The organism is Campylobacter hyointestinalis subsp. lawsonii, assembly GCF_013372165.1.
Taxonomy (GTDB): domain Bacteria; phylum Campylobacterota; class Campylobacteria; order Campylobacterales; family Campylobacteraceae; genus Campylobacter; species Campylobacter lawsonii.
Genome location: NZ_CP053828.1, coordinates 441,134 through 462,904, shown reverse-complemented (window position 1 = coordinate 462,904; position 21,771 = coordinate 441,134). Strand labels below are relative to the sequence as shown.

21 protein-coding genes and 6 tRNA genes are annotated in these 21,771 nt (G+C 34.9%); all 27 read right to left on the bottom strand.

Annotated elements, in window-relative coordinates:
* Nucleotides 1-12: 12 nt before the first annotated feature.
* On the bottom strand, nucleotides 13-483 hold the full coding sequence (gene rpsG, locus CHLWT_RS02395) for a 30S ribosomal protein S7 (protein ID WP_063998571.1): 471 nt from the start codon (nucleotides 481-483) through the stop codon (nucleotides 13-15).
* A 69-nt stretch (nucleotides 484-552) separates the two neighbouring features.
* Nucleotides 553-936: a 30S ribosomal protein S12 gene (rpsL, locus tag CHLWT_RS02390; protein ID WP_086298233.1), complete on the bottom strand. Its 384-nt coding sequence runs from the start codon at nucleotides 934-936 to the stop codon at nucleotides 553-555.
* 77 nt (nucleotides 937-1,013) lie between these two features.
* Nucleotides 1,014-2,603 (bottom strand): DUF262 domain-containing protein, encoded by a 1,590-nt coding sequence (locus tag CHLWT_RS02385; protein ID WP_258521929.1) that lies wholly within the window; start codon nucleotides 2,601-2,603, stop codon nucleotides 1,014-1,016.
* A 262-nt stretch (nucleotides 2,604-2,865) separates the two neighbouring features.
* Nucleotides 2,866-7,389 carry a DNA-directed RNA polymerase subunit beta' gene (rpoC, locus tag CHLWT_RS02380; protein ID WP_112000184.1) on the bottom strand — a complete coding sequence of 1,508 codons (4,524 nt, stop codon included), beginning with the start codon at nucleotides 7,387-7,389 and terminating at the stop codon, nucleotides 2,866-2,868.
* Nucleotides 7,382-11,521 (bottom strand): DNA-directed RNA polymerase subunit beta, encoded by a 4,140-nt coding sequence (gene rpoB, locus CHLWT_RS02375; RefSeq protein WP_111996162.1) that lies wholly within the window; start codon nucleotides 11,519-11,521, stop codon nucleotides 7,382-7,384. Before rpoB ends, rpoC begins: the two co-directional genes overlap by 8 nt.
* A 98-nt stretch (nucleotides 11,522-11,619) precedes the next feature.
* The gene (gene rplL, locus CHLWT_RS02370) at nucleotides 11,620-11,994 is read right to left on the bottom strand and encodes a 50S ribosomal protein L7/L12 (protein ID WP_063998576.1); all 375 of its coding nucleotides are present in this window, start codon (nucleotides 11,992-11,994) and stop codon (nucleotides 11,620-11,622) included.
* A 33-nt stretch (nucleotides 11,995-12,027) separates the two neighbouring features.
* Nucleotides 12,028-12,513: a 50S ribosomal protein L10 gene (rplJ, locus tag CHLWT_RS02365; RefSeq protein ID WP_063998577.1), complete on the bottom strand. Its 486-nt coding sequence runs from the start codon at nucleotides 12,511-12,513 to the stop codon at nucleotides 12,028-12,030.
* 102 nt (nucleotides 12,514-12,615) lie between these two features.
* Nucleotides 12,616-13,320 carry a 50S ribosomal protein L1 gene (rplA, locus tag CHLWT_RS02360; protein WP_063998578.1) on the bottom strand — a complete coding sequence of 235 codons (705 nt, stop codon included), beginning with the start codon at nucleotides 13,318-13,320 and terminating at the stop codon, nucleotides 12,616-12,618.
* A gap of 60 nt (nucleotides 13,321-13,380) precedes the next feature.
* Nucleotides 13,381-13,806: a 50S ribosomal protein L11 gene (gene rplK / locus CHLWT_RS02355; protein ID WP_034963298.1), complete on the bottom strand. Its 426-nt coding sequence runs from the start codon at nucleotides 13,804-13,806 to the stop codon at nucleotides 13,381-13,383.
* A 15-nt stretch (nucleotides 13,807-13,821) separates the two neighbouring features.
* Nucleotides 13,822-14,355: a transcription termination/antitermination protein NusG gene (gene nusG, locus CHLWT_RS02350; protein WP_176320876.1), complete on the bottom strand. Its 534-nt coding sequence runs from the start codon at nucleotides 14,353-14,355 to the stop codon at nucleotides 13,822-13,824.
* A 6-nt stretch (nucleotides 14,356-14,361) separates the two neighbouring features.
* Nucleotides 14,362-14,541 (bottom strand): preprotein translocase subunit SecE, encoded by a 180-nt coding sequence (gene secE, locus CHLWT_RS02345; protein WP_059431331.1) that lies wholly within the window; start codon nucleotides 14,539-14,541, stop codon nucleotides 14,362-14,364.
* 13 nt (nucleotides 14,542-14,554) lie between these two features.
* Nucleotides 14,555-14,630, bottom strand: a tRNA-Trp gene (locus CHLWT_RS02340).
* Nucleotides 14,631-14,655: 25 nt separating this feature from the next.
* Nucleotides 14,656-14,823 carry a 50S ribosomal protein L33 gene (gene rpmG / locus CHLWT_RS02335; RefSeq protein ID WP_059426646.1) on the bottom strand — a complete coding sequence of 56 codons (168 nt, stop codon included), beginning with the start codon at nucleotides 14,821-14,823 and terminating at the stop codon, nucleotides 14,656-14,658.
* Between the two features lie 47 nt (nucleotides 14,824-14,870).
* On the bottom strand, nucleotides 14,871-16,070 hold the full coding sequence (tuf, locus tag CHLWT_RS02330; RefSeq protein ID WP_059431330.1) for an elongation factor Tu: 1,200 nt from the start codon (nucleotides 16,068-16,070) through the stop codon (nucleotides 14,871-14,873).
* Between the two features lie 78 nt (nucleotides 16,071-16,148).
* Nucleotides 16,149-16,223 (bottom strand) — tRNA-Thr (locus tag CHLWT_RS02325).
* Between the two features lie 137 nt (nucleotides 16,224-16,360).
* Nucleotides 16,361-16,437: transfer RNA gene (locus CHLWT_RS02320), tRNA-Gly, on the bottom strand.
* An 8-nt stretch (nucleotides 16,438-16,445) separates the two neighbouring features.
* Nucleotides 16,446-16,530, bottom strand: a tRNA-Tyr gene (locus CHLWT_RS02315).
* A gap of 57 nt (nucleotides 16,531-16,587) precedes the next feature.
* A tRNA-Thr gene (locus tag CHLWT_RS02310) sits at nucleotides 16,588-16,663 on the bottom strand.
* Nucleotides 16,664-16,846: 183 nt separating this feature from the next.
* Nucleotides 16,847-17,407, bottom strand: a complete 561-nt coding sequence (locus tag CHLWT_RS02305; RefSeq protein WP_112000183.1) for a superoxide dismutase family protein — start codon at nucleotides 17,405-17,407, stop codon at nucleotides 16,847-16,849.
* Between the two features lie 127 nt (nucleotides 17,408-17,534).
* Nucleotides 17,535-17,625: transfer RNA gene (locus CHLWT_RS02300), tRNA-Ser, on the bottom strand.
* Between the two features lie 85 nt (nucleotides 17,626-17,710).
* Nucleotides 17,711-18,409 (bottom strand): orotidine-5'-phosphate decarboxylase, encoded by a 699-nt coding sequence (gene pyrF, locus CHLWT_RS02295; RefSeq protein ID WP_112000182.1) that lies wholly within the window; start codon nucleotides 18,407-18,409, stop codon nucleotides 17,711-17,713.
* Nucleotides 18,409-18,804 carry a transcription antitermination factor NusB gene (gene nusB / locus CHLWT_RS02290; RefSeq protein ID WP_059433930.1) on the bottom strand — a complete coding sequence of 132 codons (396 nt, stop codon included), beginning with the start codon at nucleotides 18,802-18,804 and terminating at the stop codon, nucleotides 18,409-18,411. The genes pyrF and nusB overlap by 1 nt, the downstream gene beginning before the upstream one ends.
* 1 nt (nucleotide 18,805) lies before the next feature.
* The gene (ribH, locus tag CHLWT_RS02285; protein ID WP_063998581.1) at nucleotides 18,806-19,276 is read right to left on the bottom strand and encodes a 6,7-dimethyl-8-ribityllumazine synthase; all 471 of its coding nucleotides are present in this window, start codon (nucleotides 19,274-19,276) and stop codon (nucleotides 18,806-18,808) included.
* 10 nt (nucleotides 19,277-19,286) lie between these two features.
* Nucleotides 19,287-19,610: a DMT family transporter gene (locus tag CHLWT_RS02280; RefSeq protein ID WP_059431329.1), complete on the bottom strand. Its 324-nt coding sequence runs from the start codon at nucleotides 19,608-19,610 to the stop codon at nucleotides 19,287-19,289.
* Entirely contained in the window at nucleotides 19,607-19,930 is a 324-nt protein-coding gene (locus tag CHLWT_RS02275) for a DMT family transporter (RefSeq protein ID WP_112000181.1), read from the bottom strand. Before CHLWT_RS02275 ends, CHLWT_RS02280 begins: the two co-directional genes overlap by 4 nt.
* Complete coding sequence (kdsA, locus tag CHLWT_RS02270) at nucleotides 19,930-20,727, bottom strand: 3-deoxy-8-phosphooctulonate synthase (protein ID WP_063998583.1); 798 nt, start codon at nucleotides 20,725-20,727, stop codon at nucleotides 19,930-19,932. Before kdsA ends, CHLWT_RS02275 begins: the two co-directional genes overlap by 1 nt.
* A gap of 69 nt (nucleotides 20,728-20,796) precedes the next feature.
* The gene (locus CHLWT_RS02265) at nucleotides 20,797-21,687 is read right to left on the bottom strand and encodes a DMT family transporter (protein ID WP_112000180.1); all 891 of its coding nucleotides are present in this window, start codon (nucleotides 21,685-21,687) and stop codon (nucleotides 20,797-20,799) included.
* Nucleotides 21,688-21,771: the final 84 nt, after the last annotated feature.

The following is a 21,771-nucleotide window of genomic DNA, read 5'->3' as shown; positions in this document are numbered from 1 at the left end:
AAACTCTCCTTATTACCAGCGATAGTGAGCAAATGCTTTATTAGCTTCTGCCATTTTATAGGTATCTTCTTTTTTCTTAAATGAAGCACCTTTTGAATTTGATGCATCTAGCAACTCAGCGGCTAATTTTTCTATCATTGTTCTCTCACTTCTTTTACGAGCAAAGCTGATAATCCAACGGATCGCTAGGGCTTGTTGGCGAGCTGGGCGGACCTCTACTGGCACTTGATATGTAGCACCACCAACGCGACGAGATTTAACCTCCATAATAGGTTTTACATTATCAATAGCGCTATTAAATACATCTATACCTTTTAGCTCTCCACCTTTAGAATCTATAGCTTTTAACGCACCATACATAATCTCTGTAGCTACGCTTTTTTTGCCATCATACATAAGTGAATTAATAAATTTAGTTATAACTTTATTGCCATAAATTGGATCAGGCATTACTTCCCTAACAGGGGCTTTTCTTCTTCTCATAACTTTCCTTCAAATTTAAATTTTACTCAAACTAAGCCATATCTAAGGGCTAGTCTGCGTCCTAAAAGATTACTTTTTAGCTTCTTTTGGGCGTTTAGCACCATATTTAGAGCGTGAAACAGTTCTTTTAGCCACGCCAGCTGTATCAAGCGCACCACGGACAATATGATATTTAAGACCTGGTAAGTCTCTTACCCTACCACCACGCACTAGCACGATGCTGTGCTCTTGTAGATTGTGACCTTCACCGCCTATATAGCTGATAACTTCAAATCCACTTGTTAGCCTTACTTTGGCAACTTTTCTCAAAGCTGAGTTTGGTTTTTTAGGAGTTGTTGTATAAACTCTGGTGCAAACTCCTCTTCTTTGAGGACACTCTTTTAACGCTGGTGATTTCGATTTTACGATCACTTTTTTGCGTTCTTTTCTGACCAATTGATTAATGGTTGGCACAATTTTTCCTTTCAACTAAATTTACTAAAAAGTCGCTATTTTACTCAAATTTTACTTAATTAAAGATGAAATATATTCTATTTATTTATAAAATTTTTTAAAGCCTGTTCTATTGCTTTATTTCTAGATTCTATATCAGCTTTTGACCAAATTTTATCTTCTCTATTGCCAAGCTCTTTTACCTCTTGTGAGTTATGATTCTCTTTATATTTTTCTTGTTTTAAAGAAAAAAAGTTATTAGCGCATTTAATATTTGTTAGTTTGTTAAGCAAAATTTTATTACTTATTTGTTCTAAATATTGTGAGTGACTTATCTCGTTCCACTCATCAAAATTCGTATTTTGCCAAGTTTTAGGTAAAATATGCTCTACTTCTAATTTATGGCTTTCTATATCACTAGAAAAATCATCATAAAGATGAGCATATAAATATAAAAGATATTTTACTTTTCTAGCGTCTGGCTTGATATTCTTATCACTACTAGAAAAATTATTTAAAAATCCCTCTGGCAAGAATTTACTATAAGAAAAATTTATATTTTGATTTAACTCTGCGTTCATTTTAAAAACTAAATCTTTAATTTCATTTGCATTTGTTTTATTATTTAGAATTTTAACAGTCATTGCTTTTAGCAGTTCAAGTAGATAAATTTCGAATTCTTTATTAAAATTCTCATTAAATTCATCTTTTATAAAATTATTCTTGTTTCTCCAAACCAAAAAAGCCACAAAAAATCTCCACATATCATTTTGATACAAACAAAGAATTTTAAAATATCTGTAAGCTTTTTGGCTTAAATATGCTTCAGGTGCTCCCCAAAAATAAACTAGAATTTCTATAAAATTCATAAGTTCTTTTATTTTTTCTTGTTCTACAAGATATTTATCCTCTGCTCCAAAATTAAACTTTTTATTTTTGGTAAAGAAGTCTAACACGCTTGGAGTAGTGCTGTCTGTGTGATTGTGTAAAGCTCTTATTGCGTGCATTGCCTGAATAAAAAGCACGCTCATATCTTCTTTGGGGCTGTATTCTTCAAATTTTGAGCTAATTTCTTGCCATTTTTTAGCAAATTCTTCTTTATTTTCTATATTTTCATAAATGTGGCCCTTTATAATATCGGCATTTGAAAGTGGCATACCACGAGAATTTAGAGTATTAAAAATAGTCATTGCTGATTCTTTACTATCGCAGGTCACGCACAATACAAAAAATGTATCAGATAAAATAGTATCACATAAATTTGGAAACCCAGAGGCGTTTTTTAGTTTAAAATCATTTATAGCATCATGAAAAAAGATAAAATTTTTAGCATAATTAGAGTTGAAGCTTTTTAATTTTTCAATGTCAATATCTTCTATTAAAATATATTCTAATACTTTTTTATCTTTGTCAGTAATAACCTGCGAACTTAAATAGGGCTCATCAAAAACAAAGCCTTCATTTCTAATCTTTTTCCAAATAAATTTACCAAAATCATCTTGGAATTCATCTTTTTTACCTTCGCTTTTTAGGCTCTCAAAAAATGTTCTAAAAAGCAAGGTTAAAGTTGTAATTCTTTGCTGTCCATCTATGATTTCTAAATCACCATGATCATTTTCAAAACTTACAATTGAGCCCAAAAAATATTCAAATTTCTTATTGTCTTTCTTTTCATAGAACGCATTTATAATATCATCTCAAAGCGTTTGACACTCATCAATTTTCCATCTATAAGGCCTTTGATACTCTGGTATAAGAAATTTTTGACTCTCTTTATCTTTAATATTTAAAATAAATCTCTGTTTTGGCTCAAATCTCATTTTTATCATTTTTATATTTTAATAAAAATTTAAAATTTAATGACTATTATTTATTGAGAATCTTTAAATTTAGAATTTAAGTAAAATTTGGATCGATAGACCCAAATTTTACTAAGTTGTATAAAGTCAATTAATTATTATACTTCATCTTGATTTTTTTATCTTGATAAAGTCCAGTACCTACAGGTATCATACGACCTAAAATTACATTTTCTTTTAAGTCTTCAAGGTAATCAAATTTAGCTGCTATACTAGCTTCAGTAAGCACTTTTGTAGTCTCTTGGAAAGAGGCTGCAGAGATGACGCTATCGCTACCGATAGCTGCTCTAGTAACGCCTAAAAGCACAGGTTCAGCGATCGCAGGCTCACCACCCATTTTCATGATACGTTTGTTTTCTTCTCTAAATTTACGTCTGCTTACCATATCTCCGATAATGAAGTTTGTATGTCCGCTATCTACAATCTTTACTTGTCTTAACATTTGAGAAACAATGATCTCAATGTGTTTATCGCTAATAGCAACACCTTGAGAACGATAAACTTGTTGTATCTCACTTATAAGGTAATAGTGAAGAGCTTTTTCACCCAAAATCCTTAAGATATCGTGGCTACTTACCAAACCATCGGTTAATTTCTCACCTGCATGAACAAACTCTCCATCACGGACTTGAATTTGGCGTGATTTATCTATCAAGTATTCTGTGCTTGTGCCGTCTTTTGCATCTATGATAAGGCGTTCTTTTGAACGAAGAGGCTTGTCAAACCTTACTACTCCGTCGATCTCGGCTATGATAGCGGTATTTTTTGGACGCCTTGCTTCAAATAGCTCTGATACCCTAGGAAGACCTCCGGTGATATCTTTTGATTTTGCAACCGCTTTTGGTGTTTTTGCTAAAATATCGGCTTGATCAACGCTTTGACCATCAGTTACGAAAATAGCTGTTTTTGGCTCTAGTTGATAGCGGATCAATTTACCATTTTTAGTCGATATGACTATGGTTGGTTTGACACCGCTTGGAAGATACTCGTTTATGACTAGACGGCTTTGACCTGTTGCTTCATCATACTGCTCTGTGACGCTATATCCAGGCTCTATATCTTCATAAGCAACCACACCACCTTCTTCGGCAATAACCGGAGTTGAATATGGATCCCACTCTGCTATAACTAGCTTTTCGTCGCTATGCGGTTTTACAATTACATCTTTTGCGACAACACTATCGCTATCATTAAATTCAATAATGCTACCTCTAGGGATATAATGACGCTCCGCTTCTCTGTCTTCATCATCTGCGATAACGACAAATAGACCTTTTTCAGTTACTCTGTAGCCTTTTTTAATATTTCTAATTCTCTCTAGATAGTCGCCTTTGAGAATATAAAATTTAAGCATACCTTTAGCTCCAGCCGTTATGATTTGCGTAACAGGGTCGCCATCAGCAACTTTTACTTCACTAGCAAACGGAATACGATTTGGTATATTCCATCCCTCTTTAATGACTTCTACTACGCTTTCATTTTCTTTTACCATATCGCCTTTAACATAAGGAATATATAGCTTTCCTTCAACCTTACCACTAACTCCAGCTAGTTCATTTGGCTTAGCTAAGTCGTGTTTTCTAAGAACGTATTTTATCTCGTTATCTTTTCCGGTTAATATAATACTTACGTCCTCGTGGGCTACTTCGATATTTATACTTGCATCAAACGGTGCTTTGATTTTTGGTTCAACAAGCAAAATAGCAGCATTACGACGATTTGTAACTATTATCTTGTCTTTATTTTTATAAGTATTTAGGTTGTAATATCTTATAAAACCTTCTTTTTGTGCTATAACTTGGCGATCTTGTTGCTCCGTTGAAGCAGTACCGCCTATGTGGAATGTTCTTAGAGTAAGCTGAGTACCTGGTTCGCCGATTGATTGAGCAGAGATTATACCGACTGCCTCTCCTGGTTTTACTAGTTTGCCCTCACCAAGGTTAATACCATAACATTTTGCACATACGCCTTTACCTGCTTTACAAGTTATAGGAGTTCTTATGCTTACTGATTTGATGCCAGCATCAGTGATAGTTCTAGCTTTTGCTTCATCTATTAAAGTTCCTTCTGTAAATAAAACTTCATTTGTTATAGGATCTATAACATCATCACTTAAAACACGTCCTAAAACTCTCTCTTCAAGACTCTCTATAAGTTCGCCATTTTCAGTAATCTCTGTTATCTCAACGCCTTCGTGCGTTCCACAATCTTCCATTGTCACTTTAACGTTTTGTGCTACGTCGATCAGTTTTCTTGTCAAATATCCGGCATTTGCAGTTTTAAGCGCAGTATCTGCAAGACCTTTTCTAGCGCCGTGTGTTGAGATGAAATACTCAAGCACGTTTAGTCCCTCACGGAAATTTGATGTAATTGGCGTCTCGATAATACTACCATCAGGCTTAGCCATAAGACCACGCATACCAGCAAGCTGACGAATTTGAGCTGCACTACCTCTTGCTCCTGAATCTGCCATCATATAAATAGAGTTAAATCCATTTTTGTCTGTTTTGATGAGTTTCATCATTTCGGCCGCAACTTTGTTATTTGTATCTGTCCAGATATCAACGATCTTATTATATCTCTCTGAATCAGTTAGCAAACCTGAGCCGTATTGGTTTTGAATTTCTCTAACTTTTTTCTTAGCTTCATTTACGTAGCCATATTTACTTTCAGGAATGATAATATCAGCAATCGAAATACTAACACCTGCTTTAGTCGCATATCTAAAACCTAAATTTTTAAGTCTATCAAGGAAGCTAGCAGTTACTTCTAAGCCGCCGTTTTTATAGACGTAATCAACCAAATTTGCTATATCTTTTTTCTTCATTATCTTATTCCACATTGATTCTGGAACAGAGTTTTCTTTGAGATCTGGTAAAATTGATTTTATGATAAGACGTCCAGCAGTCGTAAATACAGCTCTTTCTCCAACTATAGTTTTGATCTTTGCATGTAGATCTAGATAGTGAGCCTCAACAGATATCATTACCTCATCAACGCTTGCAAAAATTTTATTTGCACCTTTAGCTTCTTCTTTTTCAAGACTTAGATAATAGATCCCCAAAACCATATCTTGACTAGGAACGGTTACAGCTTTACCACTTGCAGGAAGCAAAATATTCATAGAGCTTAACATAAGGACTTTGCATTCAGCAATCGCTTCTTGAGAAAGTGGAACATGCACAGCCATTTGATCGCCGTCGAAGTCCGCGTTGAACGCTGAACAAACAAGAGGATGAAGCTGGATAGCTTTACCTTCTATAAGAACTGGGTGAAATGCTTGAATAGACATTTTATGTAGAGTTGGCGCACGGTTTAGCATAATAGGATGACCATCAACTACCTCTTCAAGACATTCCCAAACCTCATTTGTCTTGTCTTCTATCATTTTTTTAGCTTGTTTGACTGTAGTTGCGTAGCCCTTTTCTTCAAGACGAGCCAAAAGATGTGGTTTAAATAACTCAAGAGCCATTTTTTTAGGAAGACCACATTGATCCATTCTAAGCTTTGGTCCTACTACAATAACAGAACGACCTGAAAAATCAACACGCTTACCAAGTAAATTTTGACGGAAACGACCCTGCTTTCCTTTTATAATCTCGCTTAGAGATTTTAGTGGGCGCTTATTAGCACCTTTTACAGCATTTGCACGTCTGCCATTGTCAAATAAAGCATCTACTGACTCTTGAAGCATTCTTTTTTCATTGCGGATAATAATCTCTGGAGCGTCAAGTTCCATAAGTCTTTTTAAACGTGCATTTCTATTTATAACACGGCGATATAGATCATTTACATCAGAAACCGCAAATTTACCGCCGTCAAGACTAACAAGAGGTCTTAAATCAGGTGGTAAAACAGGTAAATTTGTTATCATCATCCATTCAGGGCGATTGCCTGAATTTAAAAAATTTTCAACTACTTTTAAACGTTTTACTATAGTCTTTTTCTTAGCTTCACTATTTGTGCTTTCTACTTCTATTTTTAACTGTTCTAGTATAGCTACTAGATCTAAATTTGCAAGTAGATCACGTATCACTTCTCCACCCATTCGAGCTTTAAAACCGCTTTCACCGAATTTTTGTTCTAAAAGAACATATTGTTCTTCATTTAAAACGTCATAAAGTTCGACTTTTTTAATGTTTTCATTATCATAATAAGCATCGCCTGGTTGCTCTACTATATAAGCTTCATAGTATAATACACGCTCTAAATCTTTCATTTTGATACCAAGAAGAGTACCGATACGGCTAGGAAGTGAATTTACATACCATATATGAGCTACAGGAGTTACAAGCTCGATATGGCCCATACGTGAGCGACGAACTTTTGAACTAGTAACTTCCACGCCACACTTCTCGCATTTGATGCCTTTATAACGCATCTTTTTATACTTCCCGCATAAGCACTCATAATCTCTTATAGGGCCAAAAATCTTGGCACAAAATAAACCATCACGCTCAGGTTTTAAAGTACGATAATTTATAGTTTCAGGTTTTTTAACTTCACCGTGACTCCATGCTTTTATACACTCTGGACTTGCAAGTCTTAATCTAAAAGCTTCAAAATCTCTTGGTTTTGCGTCTTCTTTTATCTCAATAGGTTTCAACTCACTCATTATTTTCATCCTCATCGTAAATCTCAACATCAAGTGCTAGAGATTTTAGCTCATTTGTTAAAACAAAGAAAGTCTCTGGGATACCAGTGCTTGGCACATTTTCACCTCTTGTAAGAGCTTTATAAGCTGCCAAACGACCTTCAACATCATCAGATTTTACAGTTAGCATCTCTCTTAGCGTATGAGCTGCACCATAAGCTTCAAGTGCCCAAACTTCCATCTCTCCAAATCTTTGACCACCACTTAAAGCTTTACCACCGACTGGTTGCTGCGTAACTAAACTATATGGCCCAGTACTTCTAGCATGGACTTTTTCATCGACTAAGTGGTGAAGTTTTAGCATATACATACAACCAACATTTACACGCTCTTCCATTTTAGAGCCAGTTCGTCCATCATAAAGCTCTGTTTTGCCGTCCATATCGATCTTTGCCATTTCAAATAGTTTTTTAAATTCATCAGCTTTAACACCCTCAAATATAGGAGTAGCAAATCTAACACCATTTGACCAATCTCTTGCATAATCTATCAATTTTTCATCACTAATCTTACTAAGTATAGATTTAGCATCCATCAAACGTGAAACGTCTGCTATCTCTATCATCTTAGCTCTTAACTCTTTAAGCCATTCACCTTTTTTAGCTTCAAAAATTTCAGTTATTTGCTCACCTAGTCTCATTCCAACAAGACCCAAGTGGCTTTCTAAAATCTGACCTATATTCATACGGCTTGGAACGCCTAACGGATTTAATACGATATCTACCGTGCGTCCATTTGGAAGATATGGCATATCAACGTCTGGAACTATATTTGAAACTATACCTTTGTTTCCGTGACGTCCGGCCATCTTATCTCCGACTTTCAATTTACGTTTAGTGGCTATATAAACTTTTACTAGTTTTACGACACCACTTGGTAAAATATCATCTTTTTCTAATATCTCAAGCTTAGCATCATGCTCATCTTTAAGCTTCTTTTTCTCATTTTGAAAATACGTTTTCATATCTTCGTATGTTTTTTGAATTTCTTTTGAGAAAGATTTTACGTAAGTATTTAGAGTAAATCTATTAATATTATCAAGATCTGTTCTTTTTACTACGTCGCCTTTTTTGTATGTTTTGTTGCCTATTTCAAGCTCGCTATCCAAAGGATTTTTAGAAAGAAGAGCAGTAACTCTAAGCATTTCTTCTCGATCAAGCATCAAAAGTCTATCATGATGCTCTTTTTCAAGCATATTTTTTTCATCTTCGTATGCTTTAAACGATCTAGCGTCTTTTTCATAGCCTTTTTTTGTAAATATTTTAACATCAATTACAACGCCTTCAAGACTAGCACCAGCGTACAATGATTTATTTACTACATGACCTGCTTTTTCGCCAAATATAGCCCTAAGAAGTCTCTCTTCAGGAGTAGGTTTTACCTCGCCTTTTGGTGAAACTTTACCTACTAAGATCATTCCTGGTTTGACGTGAGTGCCTATCTTTACTATACCACTTTCATCAAGATGAATTAGATCTTCTTCTTTCATATTTGGTATATCTCTAGTAATCTCTTCTACGCCATCTTTTAACTCTCTAGCTTCAATCTCTTTTTCATAGATATGTACGCTTGTAAAAGCATCAGTGCGAATCATTCTTTCGCTCATAACAATAGCATCTTCATAGTTGTATCCATTCCACGGCATAAATGCAATAAGTGCATTTTTACCGATAGCCAACTCACCTTCTTCCATACTAGGACCATCTGCTATTATCTGTCCTGCTTTTATCTCATCGCCTTTTCTAACGATAGGATGTTGTGCAAATGTAGTATTTTGGTTTGTTCTTAGATTTTTTTCCATAGTATATTGATCGATATATGGACCATTTTCATCTTCGCCTAAGATAAATATATTTCTATTATCGACTTTTTCAACTACGCCAGGACGTTTTGCTTTTATAGCCTCCCAAGCATCTCTTGCAACTATAGCCTCCATACCTGTTCCTACTATAGGGGCAGTAGCTTTTAGAAGAGGAACTGCTTGACGCTGCATGTTTGAACCCATAAGAGCGCGGTTTGCATCATCGTGTTCTAAAAATGGGATCAATGAAGCTGCAACACCCATAACCATACCGCTACAAAGATCGATTAAAGTAACATCTTCTCTTTTTGCAAGTAGCATTTCTCCATCTTGCCTTACCTCGATAAGATCTTCTTTAATCATATCGTTTTCATCTAAGATAGTTGAGGCAGGAGCTATGATGTGTCCTTCTTCTTGAGTAGCTGTTAGATATACGATCTCATTTGTGACTTTACCATTTTCTACTTTTCTATATGGTGCTTCTACAAATCCTAGATCATTTACCTTAGCATATGTAGAAAGAGTATTTATAAGACCGATATTTTGACCTTCTGGGGTTTCAACAGGGCAAATTCTACCATAGTGAGTCGGATGAACGTCACGTACTTCAAACCCAGCTCTTTCTTTTACCAAACCACCCTCGCCAAGTGCAGACAAACGACGCTTATGAGTAATTTCGCTAAGCGGATTTGTTTGATCCATAAATTGACTTAATTGACCGCCTGTAAAAAACTCCATAATAGTCGTGGTTATCATTTTAGGATTTACTAAATCATAAGGCATAAGCTCATCTACGTTATTACTAAGACTTGTAAATTTATCTCTGATAGCTTTTTGCATTTTTACAAAGCCTAAATGGAGTTCATTAGCCAAAAGTTCGCCGATAGATCTAATACGTCTATTTCCAAGATGATCTCTATCATCTATATGACCTTGACCGTTTTTGACCTTTATCAGATATTTTGCAGTTTTTATAATGTCTTCATTTGTGAGCGTAGTCACATATTCTGGAACACTTAATCCTAATTTATGATTCATCTTCATACGACCAACTTTTGTTAAGTCATATCTTTCTGGATTAAAAAATAGATCATTTACAAAAGTACGCGCCGCTTCTTTAACTACAGGCTCACCAGGCCTCATAACCTTATAAATTCTAATAGCTGCCAAATCATTTTCATCTTCTATATCTTCTGTCTGTTTTAGTAGCTTTAATGTTTCATAATCTTGTAAAAATGAATTTATAATAGCATCATCAACGCCACTTGCAAGATCGTTTGCTATCTCAATAGTCTCTTCTTCAGCTACTATTTTGGCAAGTTTATTTTCGTCTAACTGAGTAAGCGCGTCATAAATGACCTCACCGCTCTCTTTGTCTATGATAGGATTTGCTAAATATCTATTTACTAAAACTTCTATCGGATATTCTACCCATTTAAGCCCGTCTTCTATGAGCTTATCAGCTTTTTTCTTTGTTAGTCTCTTTCCAGCTTGATGTAAGACATTGCCATTTTCATCTTTTATATCATAATCAACTCTGCCCATAAAATCATCTGGGCTAAATGGAGTTAAAAATTTATTATTTTTTATATGTAATGTTTGTATAGGATAAAATAATTTAACTATATCTTGTTTTTTATATCCTAAGGCTCTAAATAAAATGGTTATAGGGACTTTTCTTCTTTTATTTATACGAACATATAAAATATCTTTCGTATCATATTCAAAATACAACCAACTACCGCGATCAGGTATAATTTGAGCTGTATAAATCAGTTTATTTACTATAGTCGGACTCTCTTCTTCTTTAAAGATAACGCCAGGGCTTCTATGGAGTTGATTTACGACAACTCTCTCAACGCCGTTTATTATAAATGAAATCCTATCAGTCATAAGAGGAATTTCGCGTACAAAAATTTCTTGTTCTTTTATATCTTTTACGCCAATTTTTTCACCGGTTTTCTCGTCTCTATCGTGTACGATCAACCTAATTTTCATTTTTAAATTTACAGAGTAAGTAAGACCTCTTTCCATACACTCTCTTATGGTGTATCTAGGTTTGCTAATCTCACTACTAACATATTCTAATGTAAGTCTATTTTGCGGATCATGAATAGGAAATATTGATTTAAATACTTTTTCAATTCCACTTTCGTATTGTGAATTATCAAGATTTAAAAAATGATCAAAACTCTTTTTTTGTAATTGTAATAAATTTGGAACATCAATCTCTTTTGTAACATTAGAAAAATCAACCCTGAGACGATTTCCAGAATATAGGCTATTTAGCATTTGACTACCTCATGGAATAGTTTGAAAGAAATAAACCGCAAAATGCGGCATAAAGCAAATTTAGGGGCAAAATTTGCCCCTTCCAAAAAAAATATAACTTATTTAAGTTCGACTTTAGCACCAGCTTCTTCAAGCTCTTTTTTAGCTGCCTCAGCTTCGTCTTTACTGATACCTTCTTTAAGCACTGAAGGAGTTCCCTCAACAGCATCTTTTGCCTCTTTAAGACCAAGACCTGTAAGAGCTCTAACAACTTTAATAACATTTATTTTCTTATCTCCAGAATCGACAAGAACAACGTTAAACTCAGTTTTTTCTTCAGCTGCTTCAGCCGCAACACCACCAGCAGCGCCAGCTACCATAACAGGGGCTGCGCTTACACCAAATTTTTCTTCAAATTCTTTTACTAATTCACTTAGTTCTAATACTGAAAGATTAGAAATAAAATCTAAAACATCTTCTTTTGTTATTGCCATTTTAATTCTCCTAAATTTATTTTTAGCTTAAGATTAAGCCATTTGTTCTTTTTTCTCTTTAAGGGCATTTAAGCCGATAGTAAAGTTTTGTATCGGTGCATTCCAAACTTGCAACAACATCGCGATAAGCTCATCACGAGACGGCATTTTAGAAAGAGCAACGACTTTGCTAACAGATGCAACTTCACCATCAATATACGCAGTTTTTATCTTGAAAAGATCAGCATTTTTCTCTTCAAATTTAGCTACAACTTTAGTAACAGCTAACTGATCTTCGCCCCATACAAAAATATTTGTATCTTTAAGCTCCATACCAGATTTACCGCAATTGTTTAAAGCTATATTTGCAAGAGTGTTTTTGATAACTTGTACTTTAACGTTAAGTTCTTTAGCAGCTATTCTAAGTGCTTCAAGTTTTTTAACGCTAAGACCTTTATAATCACAAACAACAATAGCATCACTTGTCTTAAACTCAGCCTCAAGGCTTGAAATAATTCCAGCTTTTTCATTTCTAGTCACTTTTTTCTCCTTTCCGACCGGCGATCTCAAGCAGAGAGAGCTATATCGGCTCAATTAAGCTTTACGCCTCGGCTATCTCCAATCTAAGATTATATAAATTTACTATTTCAAATCCATAAGTTCTTGAGTTTCAAGGCAAACTGATGGACTCATAGTTAATGAAAGTACAGCAGATTTTATATATCTACCTTTTGAAGTCGATGGTTTATGTTTGTTTATAGCTTTTACAAATGTAGAAATATTATCGTTTAACTGTTCTTTGCTAAAACTTACTTTACCAAGTCCTGCGTGGATATTTCCTTGTTTATCAACACGGAAATTTACTTGTCCGCCTTTAGCATCTTTAACTGCTTGCGCAACATCCATAGTAACTGTACCTGTTTTAGGGTTTGGCATAAGACCTTTTGGTCCAAGCAAACGACCAACTTTACCCACTAGACCCATTAAATTTGGAGTAGCGATAAGTACATCAAAGTTTATAATACCTTTTGATATATCATCTACAAAATCTTCAGCACCAACTATATCAGCACCAGCAGCCTTAGCTTCATCAGCCTTAGCATCTTTTGCTATAACAGCTACTCTTACTGTTTTACCAGTACCAGCAGGAAGAACTACAGAACCTCTAACCATTTGGTCAGCGTGTCTTGGATCAACATTAAGCTTTAAAGCTATTTCAACTGTTTCATCAAATTTAGCAGAAGCAAGTGTTTTTACTGTATCAACTGCCTCAGTTAAAGAATATATTTTATTAGAATCTACTTTTTTAAGTAATTCAGAAAATCTTTTCGTATTTTTTTTTGACATTAATTTCTCCGCATTTTTAAAGTGCTACCGCTAATAATTTAAAATCCAAGCGGTATTGGATTAATCAACTACTGTGATTCCCATTGAACGAGCTGAACCAGCTATGATTTTAGCAGCTTGCTCTTTATCTTTTGTATTCATATCAACAATTTTTTTATCGACTATCTCAAGAATTTGAGCTTTTGTTAATTTGCCTACTTTATTTTTTAACGGATTATCCGCACCTTTAGTTATACCAGCAGCTTTTTTTATCAAATCAGTAGCAGGTGGTTGTTTTGTAATAAATGTAAAACTTTTATCAGCATAAACAGTAATAACAACTGGAATATTATATCCAGCCATGTCTTTTGTTCTTTCATTAAACGCTTTACAAAATTCCATAATATTTACACCTTGTTGTCCAAGGGCTGGACCAACTGGCGGACTTGGATTTGCTTTTGTTGCTGCAATTTGTAATTTGATTTCGCCTACAACTTTTTTAGCCATAAACTTCTCCTTAACTTATACTATCTTTTCAACTTGTGAATATAAAATCTCAACTGGCGTACTTCTACCAAATATAGAAACATTCAATCGAAGCTTACCATGAACCATATCATACTCTTCAACCGTTCCATTAAAATTAGCGAACGGACCTTCAGTAACGCGAACAACCTCACCTGTTTCAAATGAAATCTTAGGTTTAGGAGCTGCTCTTTTATTTACCTTTTCTAATATAAGATCGATATCTTTATCGCTTAATGGACTAGGTTTTTTTGACTCGCCTATAAAGCGACTAACTTTTGGAAGAGACTGGATCTTGTGCCAAAGAGCCGTATCTAAGTCTAAATGAGCAAAAGCATAACCTGGATATAAACTTCTTTCGTTTATCTTTTGCTTTCCATTCTTGATTTCAATCACGTCTTCAGTAGGAACTATAACTTCAAGAAGCTGTTCTTCTATGCCATGATCTTTAACTAAAGTTTCAATAGCCCTTTTAACACTCATTTCGCTACCTGCATAGGTTTGGATAGCATACCATTTATGTGCCATCAGTCTTCCTTATACAAGTTTAGAAACAGTAAATGACATGACCAAATCAACCAAAGCCAAAAATAGAGAAACGATCGCCACAACAGCAAATACTGTTATAAAAGCATTTCTTATTTGCTCTTTGGTAGGAAAAATAACTTTGCCAATTTCTGCTCTTGATAATTTAAAATAACTTATAAATTTTTCCATATCTAACCTTTTTTGGCAGGGCAGGAGGGATTCGAACCCCCAACCATCGGATTTGGAATCCGGCGCTCTACCGTTGGAGCTACTGCCCTTTAATGGCATACAAAAAGTTATGCCTTATTTAAGCTTAACTTCTTTATGCTCTGTATGTTTTTTTAATCTTGGGCAATATTTTTTAAGCTCTAACTTTTCAGTTGTTTTTTTACTATTTTTAGTAGTTGTGTAGTTTATATCACCACATTCAACACACTTTAAACCGATCTTAATTCTATTTGCACTTGCCATTATTTATTTCCTTATTTGGTTTAGTGCGGACTAGCCGCACTAAAAAATTAAGCTATTATTTTAGAAACAACACCTGAACCAACAGTTCTACCACCCTCACGGATAGCAAATCTTGTACCTTCTTCAAGTGCAACTGGATTGATCAATTCAACAGTGATTTTTAAGTTATCACCAGGCATAACCATCTCAGTACCTTCTGGAAGAGTGATTGATCCAGTAACGTCTGTTGTTCTTACATAGAATTGTGGTCTATAGTTATTAAAGAATGGAGTATGTCTACCACCCTCTTCTTTAGTCAAAATATAAACTTCTCCCTCAAATTTAGTGTGAGGAGTGATTGATTTTGGCTTACAAAGAACCATACCTCTTTCAACATCTTCTTTCTTTGTACCGCGTAATAGAACACCAACATTATCACCAGCCTCGCCTTGATCCATTTCTTTTCTAAACATCTCAACACCAGTAACTGTTGTAGTTTGTGTATCTCTAATACCTACGATTTCGATAGTATCACCAACTTTAACGATACCTTTTTCAATTCTACCAGTAACAACTGTACCACGACCAGAAATTGAGAATACGTCTTCAATTGGCATCAAGAAATCTTTATCTGTAGCACGAACTGGAGTTGGTATATAGCTATCAACAGCAGCCATAAGCTCCATGATCTTAGCTGACCATTCGCCATCTTTACCAGCTTTTGCTTCTTCAAGTGCTTGAAGAGCAGAACCGCTAACGATCGGAGTATCATCGCCTGGGAAATCATACTCGTTTAATAGCTCTCTGATTTCCATTTCAACTAGCTCTAAAAGTTCAGCATCATCAACCATATCAGCTTTGTTCATGAAAACAACTATATATGGAACACCAACTTGGCGAGATAGCAAGATATGTTCTCTAGTTTGTGGCATCGGACCATCAGCTGCAGAAACAACTAGTATAGCGCCGTCCATTTGAGCAGCACCGGTAATCATGTTTTTAACATAGTCAGCGTGTCCTGGGCAGTCAACGTGAGCATAGTGACGATTTTCTGTCTCATACTCAATGTGAGAAGTAGCAATTGTGATACCTCTCTCTTTTTCTTCTGGAGCGTTATCGATATTATCATAATCTTTAAGCTCAGCAAGACCTTTTCTTGAAAGAACAGCAGAAATAGCAGCTGTTAGAGTTGTTTTACCATGATCAACGTGACCAATAGTACCGATGTTTACGTGTGGCTTATTACGTGAAAATTTTTCTTTAGCCATTGTATCCTCCGTTATAAATTTTAACTTTTAACAAAATTTAAAGTTTGTATATTATGTATCTTTCTTATTTGATCATTATGGAGCTCATAGCGGGACTTGAACCCGCGACCTCTTCCTTACCAAGGAAGTGCTCTACCTCTGAGCCATATGAGCGTTTCTAGAAATTAAGAAACATCGCGTGGCAAAGCAGAGTTTTACAAAAATAATACAAACACCAATAATCAACTAGAATAAACTGTATAATTTAAGAAATAGTAAATTAGAATACAGCTCCCAGTCGACATCCACAATGGAGCGGGAAACGGGGCTCGAACCCGCGACCCTCAGCTTGGAAGGCTGATGCTCTAGCCAACTGAGCTACTCCCGCAATAGCAATGGTGGTGAGACGTGGATTCGAACCACGGAAGACAAAGTCAGCAGATTTACAGTCTGCCCTCGTTGGCCGCTTGAGTATCTCACCTTAAATAAAAAATTGTTGATTGCTATAAAATATCTGGTCAAACACTGTTAAAATAAATGGAGCTGGTGAACGGAGTCGAACCGCCGACCTACTGCTTACAAGGCAGTTGCTCTACCAACTGAGCTACACCAGCACCCTTAACTTGTGAGCTGCAATTATATCTTATTTTTTATACTATGTCAAGAGTTTTTAACAAATTTAATAAAAATCAATTAAGATATTAAAAATATTATTTTAAAATTTAAAAATTCCAAATTTAATAGTACTAAATATAAATTTTAAAGCAGCCTAATTGATTACTAGGCTGCAATTTAGATTAATTTATAACTCCGCAAACAAGTCTAGCACCGCCTCCACCTAAAGGTTTTGGGCTATCACTATGATTATCCGCACCTAAATGAATCATTAAAGAGTGTCCTTTTAGCTCATTTATATTTTTAATTTTTGTTGATAAAACCGGATAATTTGCATCTCCGTTTGTATCTACATATAAGGCGGGAAGATCTCCTTTATGACCATCATTATCCCAAGAAAATGAGTGTTTACCGGTATTTTGAGGATCCCAGTGACCACCAGCTTTCATACCAAGTCCTTTATCACTAGATCCGCAATCTGGGTTTGTATGAACATGAAATCCATGCATACCCGGTGCAGATAATCCAGAAAGTCTAGGAAAAAATGCAACACCATCTGCTGTATTTATAGCTACGACTTCGCCTACGCTTTTATCTCCATTTGCGCTAAGAGCACTCATTTTGATAACGATATGATCTACGGATTTTGGATCAAAGCTATTTAATGGAGAACCTTGTTCGCCATGAGTTGCTCCAAATAAAGCAGTAGCTAGCAATGCACTAATAAAACTTATTTTACTCATATATCCCCTTTAATTTTTAAAATATAAGAAAATTTTAACAGTAATTATTAAATAGAGAATAAATTAATGAAATACTAAAACTAATTAAACTACAATTTTCGTTGATTTAAATAAATATAAAGCGTAGTGGCGGACAGAGAGGGATTTGAACCCTCGAAGCCCGATTAAGACTTGCACCCTTAGCAGGGGTGTGGTTTCAGCCGCTCACCCATCTGTCCTTAAAAGTGAATTGAGATTATACTCTTTTACCGCTTAAATTATACTTAAATTTACGCAATTTATACATACTGCGATTATCGAGATTTAAAGTAAATTTATATCAGATATTTTAGTTAATATTTTTTGAGTGACTTCTCTAGGATTATCTGCTTCATATATAGGTCGTCCCACTACTATAAAATCAGATAAACTCTCTTTTGCCATATCTAAATTCGCAACTCTTTTTTGATCATTACTAGCTTCTCCAAAAGGTCTTATACCAGGAGTTAGAGTCAAAAATTCCCTAGACGTAGCGTCTTTAATAAGCAGACTTTCATAGACCGAGCATACCATACCATCAAGCCCACATTCATAAGCGATCTTTGAGAAATTAACAACGCTATCTTTTATATTTGCACTATATATCTGCTTAAAAATGGCTTCATCAAAGCTAGTTAGTGCAGACACGGCTAAAACTATTGGTCTGTGCTTAAGCTTATCCAAACGTTTCATAACTGTATCCATAGCTATTTTACCGGCACTTGCGTGTAAATTTATCATATCAACGCCTATTTTTGATATCACTTCACAAGCATCGGCCATAGTATTTGGTATATCATAAATTTTAAGATCTAAAAATATCTTAAAATCACCGGTTTTTTTTATATCTTCTATAAATTTAGAACCATCTCTTAGATAGCTTCTAAGACCGACTTTTAGCCAAACATCAAGCCCTTTTAGCTCATTTATCAGCTTTATACATTCATCATAACTAGCAAGATCAAGAGCAACGCAAAGTTTCATCATTTCACCTTGCTTATAGCATCTAAAACGCCGTTTATAAACCTAGTAGATGAGTCAGATCCTAGCTCATTTGCAAGCATAACTGCTTCATTTATGATGATAGCATCATCTGTGTTAGTAAATTTGATCTCATACGCACCAAGCCTTAGTATAGCTCTCTCCACGCTTCCTATCTCACATAGCTTCCATTTTCCAAGATGGATATTTAGAGCTTCATCTATCAAGTCTAAGTTTTGCAAAACACCATTATAAAGCTCTAAAGTAAATTTTTTTTGATCGTTTCTTATTTTTTTTTCTTCTAAAAATTCCTCGGCAAACTCGTCCATCTCGCTACCCATCTCATTTGCATAAAGTAGGCTTACGACGCTCTGTCTTACTTGATGCCTAGTTGCCATATTAAGCCTTTATATTTTTATATAAATTTAGTAGTTCAACTACTCCTGTCATCGCTTCAAAGCCTTTATTTCCAGCTTTGCTGCCTGCTCTTTCGATTGCTTGTTCGATGCTATCTACAGTTAAAACACCAAAAGTTACTGGCTTACCATACTTTAAAGTCACATTTGCTATGCCTTTTGTAGTTTCAGCACTTACGTAGTCAAAATGTGGCGTACTTCCTCTTATCACAGCCCCAACACAGCAAACCGCGTCCCATTTTTTGCTACTTAAAACTTTTTCTAATGCCATAGGTATCTCAAATGCACCAGGAACTAAGATAAGATCTAAATTTTCTTCTTTTCCACCATGCCTTAAAAAGGCGTCTTTTGCACCTTCTACTAGTCTGTCTGTGATTATGTGGTTAAATCTTGCATTTATGATAGCGACTTTTTCGTCACCCTTTAAACTCAAATTTCCTTCTATTATATTCATCTTTTTCTCCTTATATTATCTTTAACATTATAACACTAAAAATTATCAAAAATAGATAAAATAGCTTTTTAAAACCTAACTTTTCTTTATTTATCAAAACACCAACCCCAACAGCACCTATAGCTCCTATACCCGTCCAAATAGCGTAGCTCACGGACATCGCTAAGCTTTGCATAGCAAACCTAAGCAGACTAAGAGAGCAGGTAAAAGTAATGACTATAAATAAGAAATTTATTATTTTTTTGATACCGCTAGAATGCCCATATTTATTTAAAAAAACAACACCTAAAACTTCAAATCCGCCGGCTAAAATAAGAGCTAAAAAATGTATCAATTTTTTACACCTTTTATCCCTAAAACGCCGACTAAAAGTGTAAATATAAAAAACAATCTTAGATAATCAACGCTATTTCCATTAAAATAATCAGTCAAAATTTCAGCGCTTACTATAAATAAAGTTCCAAAACCTATAAATAAAGTATAAGCAACACTTGCCAAAAGATACTTAAACGCACTCATAAATGAGAAAAAACTTACACAGATAAAGCAGATAGTTAAAAGATATTCCAAATTTGAATCTGCATGTTTTAGCCCATAAGCCCATCCACATTCAAAAATCGCACCTAATAAAACAAAAAATAGACCTTTGTTCATTAAGACACAATTTCCCTGATACGTTTTATCTCTTCTATGTTTTTTTCTAACGCTTCAAGAGTAAGCATATTGGCTCCATCGCAAAGTGCTTCACAAGGATTTATATGAGTTTCATAGAAAAATCCCTCTACCCCAACAGCTGCCGCAGCTCTTGCTAAGTACGGCACAAATCTACTATCTCCTCCGCTAGTAGCGCCGTTTGCACTAGGCATTTGTACGCTATGAGTTGCATCAAAAATCACAGGAGCGAATTCTTTCATAACTACTAAACTTCTCATATCTACGACCAAATTTCCATAGCCAAACGTACTTCCTCTCTCACAAAGATATACTCCGTTTTGTTTTGCGATCTCATAACCAAACTCATTAATTCCGCGTGTCTCAAGCACTTTTTTAACGCTATGCTTCATAGCATCTGGGGCTAAAAATTGACCTTTTTTGATATTTACCATAGCTTTTGTCTTTGCAGCAGCTACTAAAAGATCTGTTTGGCGACACAAAAAAGCTGGGATTTGCAAAGCATCTGCGACCTCAGCAGTTGGCGCTGCTTGATAGCTTTCGTGAATATCTGTTAAAATCTTAAATCCAAATTCCTTTTTAACCTCACCAAGTATCTTTAGCCCTTCTTCAAGCCCAGGTCCTCTAAAACTACTTATGCTAGTACGATTTGCCTTATCAAAACTAGATTTAAAATAAAAATCTATCCAACCCATTTCATTAAATTTAGCCAACTTCTTAGCAACTTTAAAAACTAAATCCCTACTTTCGATGACACAAGGTCCTGCTATTAAAACCATATTTATTCCTAAATTTTACAAACTAATTTTCGTGCGATTGTAGCTAAAAAGCGCTAAATATTTGCTTACTCATTTTTCTGTGGCTATCAAAATTCCACTTATGACGATCAAGCTTATACCGCATAGTGCAGCCATATTTGGAAGTGAGTCTCCAAGCATCAACCCAAAAAGTAAGCTAAATAAAACATCACTATAACTCATCGCTGCTACTACTCCAGCTTTTTTACTAGCTGCGTATGCTTTTGTTAGATAAATTTGAAACCACGCCCCGCAAATTCCCATAAATAAAATGTAAATTAATCCGGTAAAATTCGGCATAATAAATTTAGCAAATATAAAATCCAAATTTTTAAATTCAAAAAATTCACCTAAAACCATACATAAAAGCGGTATAAATGTTCCAAAGCTCATAAATGAAAGCACAATTATTCTAGCATCATAAAACTTTCTAAGCTCCCTTATACTAGTATATGCAAGTGCTGCTCCAACACCGCTAAGCAATCCAACAAGATCATTTTTAGTAAAACCTAAATTTGGTTGAACTATAAAAATAATACCGAAAAAACCTACAAATATCGCTATCCAGCCTTTAAAGCTTAACTTTTCTTTAAATATCACCAAGGCAATGAGAGCTGTAAATATCGGAGCTGTTTTTTGGAAGGTAAAAGCCGTCGCCAAATTTATCTGAGCTACGTTGTAAAAAAAAGCAAGCAACCCAAGCGTACCGATAATGCCACGAAAGACTAGCATAAAAGGTCTTCCGCCTTTTTGATTAAGTGGCTTTTTACTAAGTGCAAAAAGTATAAAAACAAAACCGATGATGTTTCTAAAAAATACAACTTCAATAGAGCTCATATCACTGCTCAAAAGTTTAGCAAATGCTCCAGTTGCAGCAAATAGCACTGAAGCGATAAGCATATAATAGATCCCCAAATGCCGAATTAAAAATCGCCTATACACATAATCTCCACTTGAATAATTTTAAATTTAATTGAAATTTGATTTTTTGATTTTAACACGATAAGCCATAATATTTTATAAATT

Coding starts and splice junctions, on each gene's coding strand:
- rpoC (WP_112000184.1), bottom strand. CDS start 7,389: ATGAGTGAGTTGAAACCTATTGAGATAAAAGAAGACGCAAAACCAAGA.
- rplK (WP_034963298.1), bottom strand. CDS start 13,806: ATGGCTAAAAAAGTTGTAGGCGAAATCAAATTACAAATTGCAGCAACA.
- nusB (WP_059433930.1), bottom strand. CDS start 18,804: ATGGCAACTAGGCATCAAGTAAGACAGAGCGTCGTAAGCCTACTTTAT.
- rplA (WP_063998578.1), bottom strand. CDS start 13,320: ATGTCAAAAAAAAATACGAAAAGATTTTCTGAATTACTTAAAAAAGTA.
- rpoB (WP_111996162.1), bottom strand. CDS start 11,521: ATGCTAAATAGCCTATATTCTGGAAATCGTCTCAGGGTTGATTTTTCT.
- rplL (WP_063998576.1), bottom strand. CDS start 11,994: ATGGCAATAACAAAAGAAGATGTTTTAGATTTTATTTCTAATCTTTCA.
- ribH (WP_063998581.1), bottom strand. CDS start 19,276: ATGAATATAATAGAAGGAAATTTGAGTTTAAAGGGTGACGAAAAAGTC.
- pyrF (WP_112000182.1), bottom strand. CDS start 18,409: ATGAAACTTTGCGTTGCTCTTGATCTTGCTAGTTATGATGAATGTATA.
- tuf (WP_059431330.1), bottom strand. CDS start 16,070: ATGGCTAAAGAAAAATTTTCACGTAATAAGCCACACGTAAACATCGGT.
- rpmG (WP_059426646.1), bottom strand. CDS start 14,823: ATGGCAAGTGCAAATAGAATTAAGATCGGTTTAAAGTGTGTTGAATGT.
- secE (WP_059431331.1), bottom strand. CDS start 14,541: ATGGAAAAATTTATAAGTTATTTTAAATTATCAAGAGCAGAAATTGGC.
- kdsA (WP_063998583.1), bottom strand. CDS start 20,727: ATGGTTTTAATAGCAGGACCTTGTGTCATCGAAAGTAGGGATTTAGTT.
- CHLWT_RS02275 (WP_112000181.1), bottom strand. CDS start 19,930: ATGAACAAAGGTCTATTTTTTGTTTTATTAGGTGCGATTTTTGAATGT.
- rpsG (WP_063998571.1), bottom strand. CDS start 483: ATGAGAAGAAGAAAAGCCCCTGTTAGGGAAGTAATGCCTGATCCAATT.
- CHLWT_RS02305 (WP_112000183.1), bottom strand. CDS start 17,407: ATGAGTAAAATAAGTTTTATTAGTGCATTGCTAGCTACTGCTTTATTT.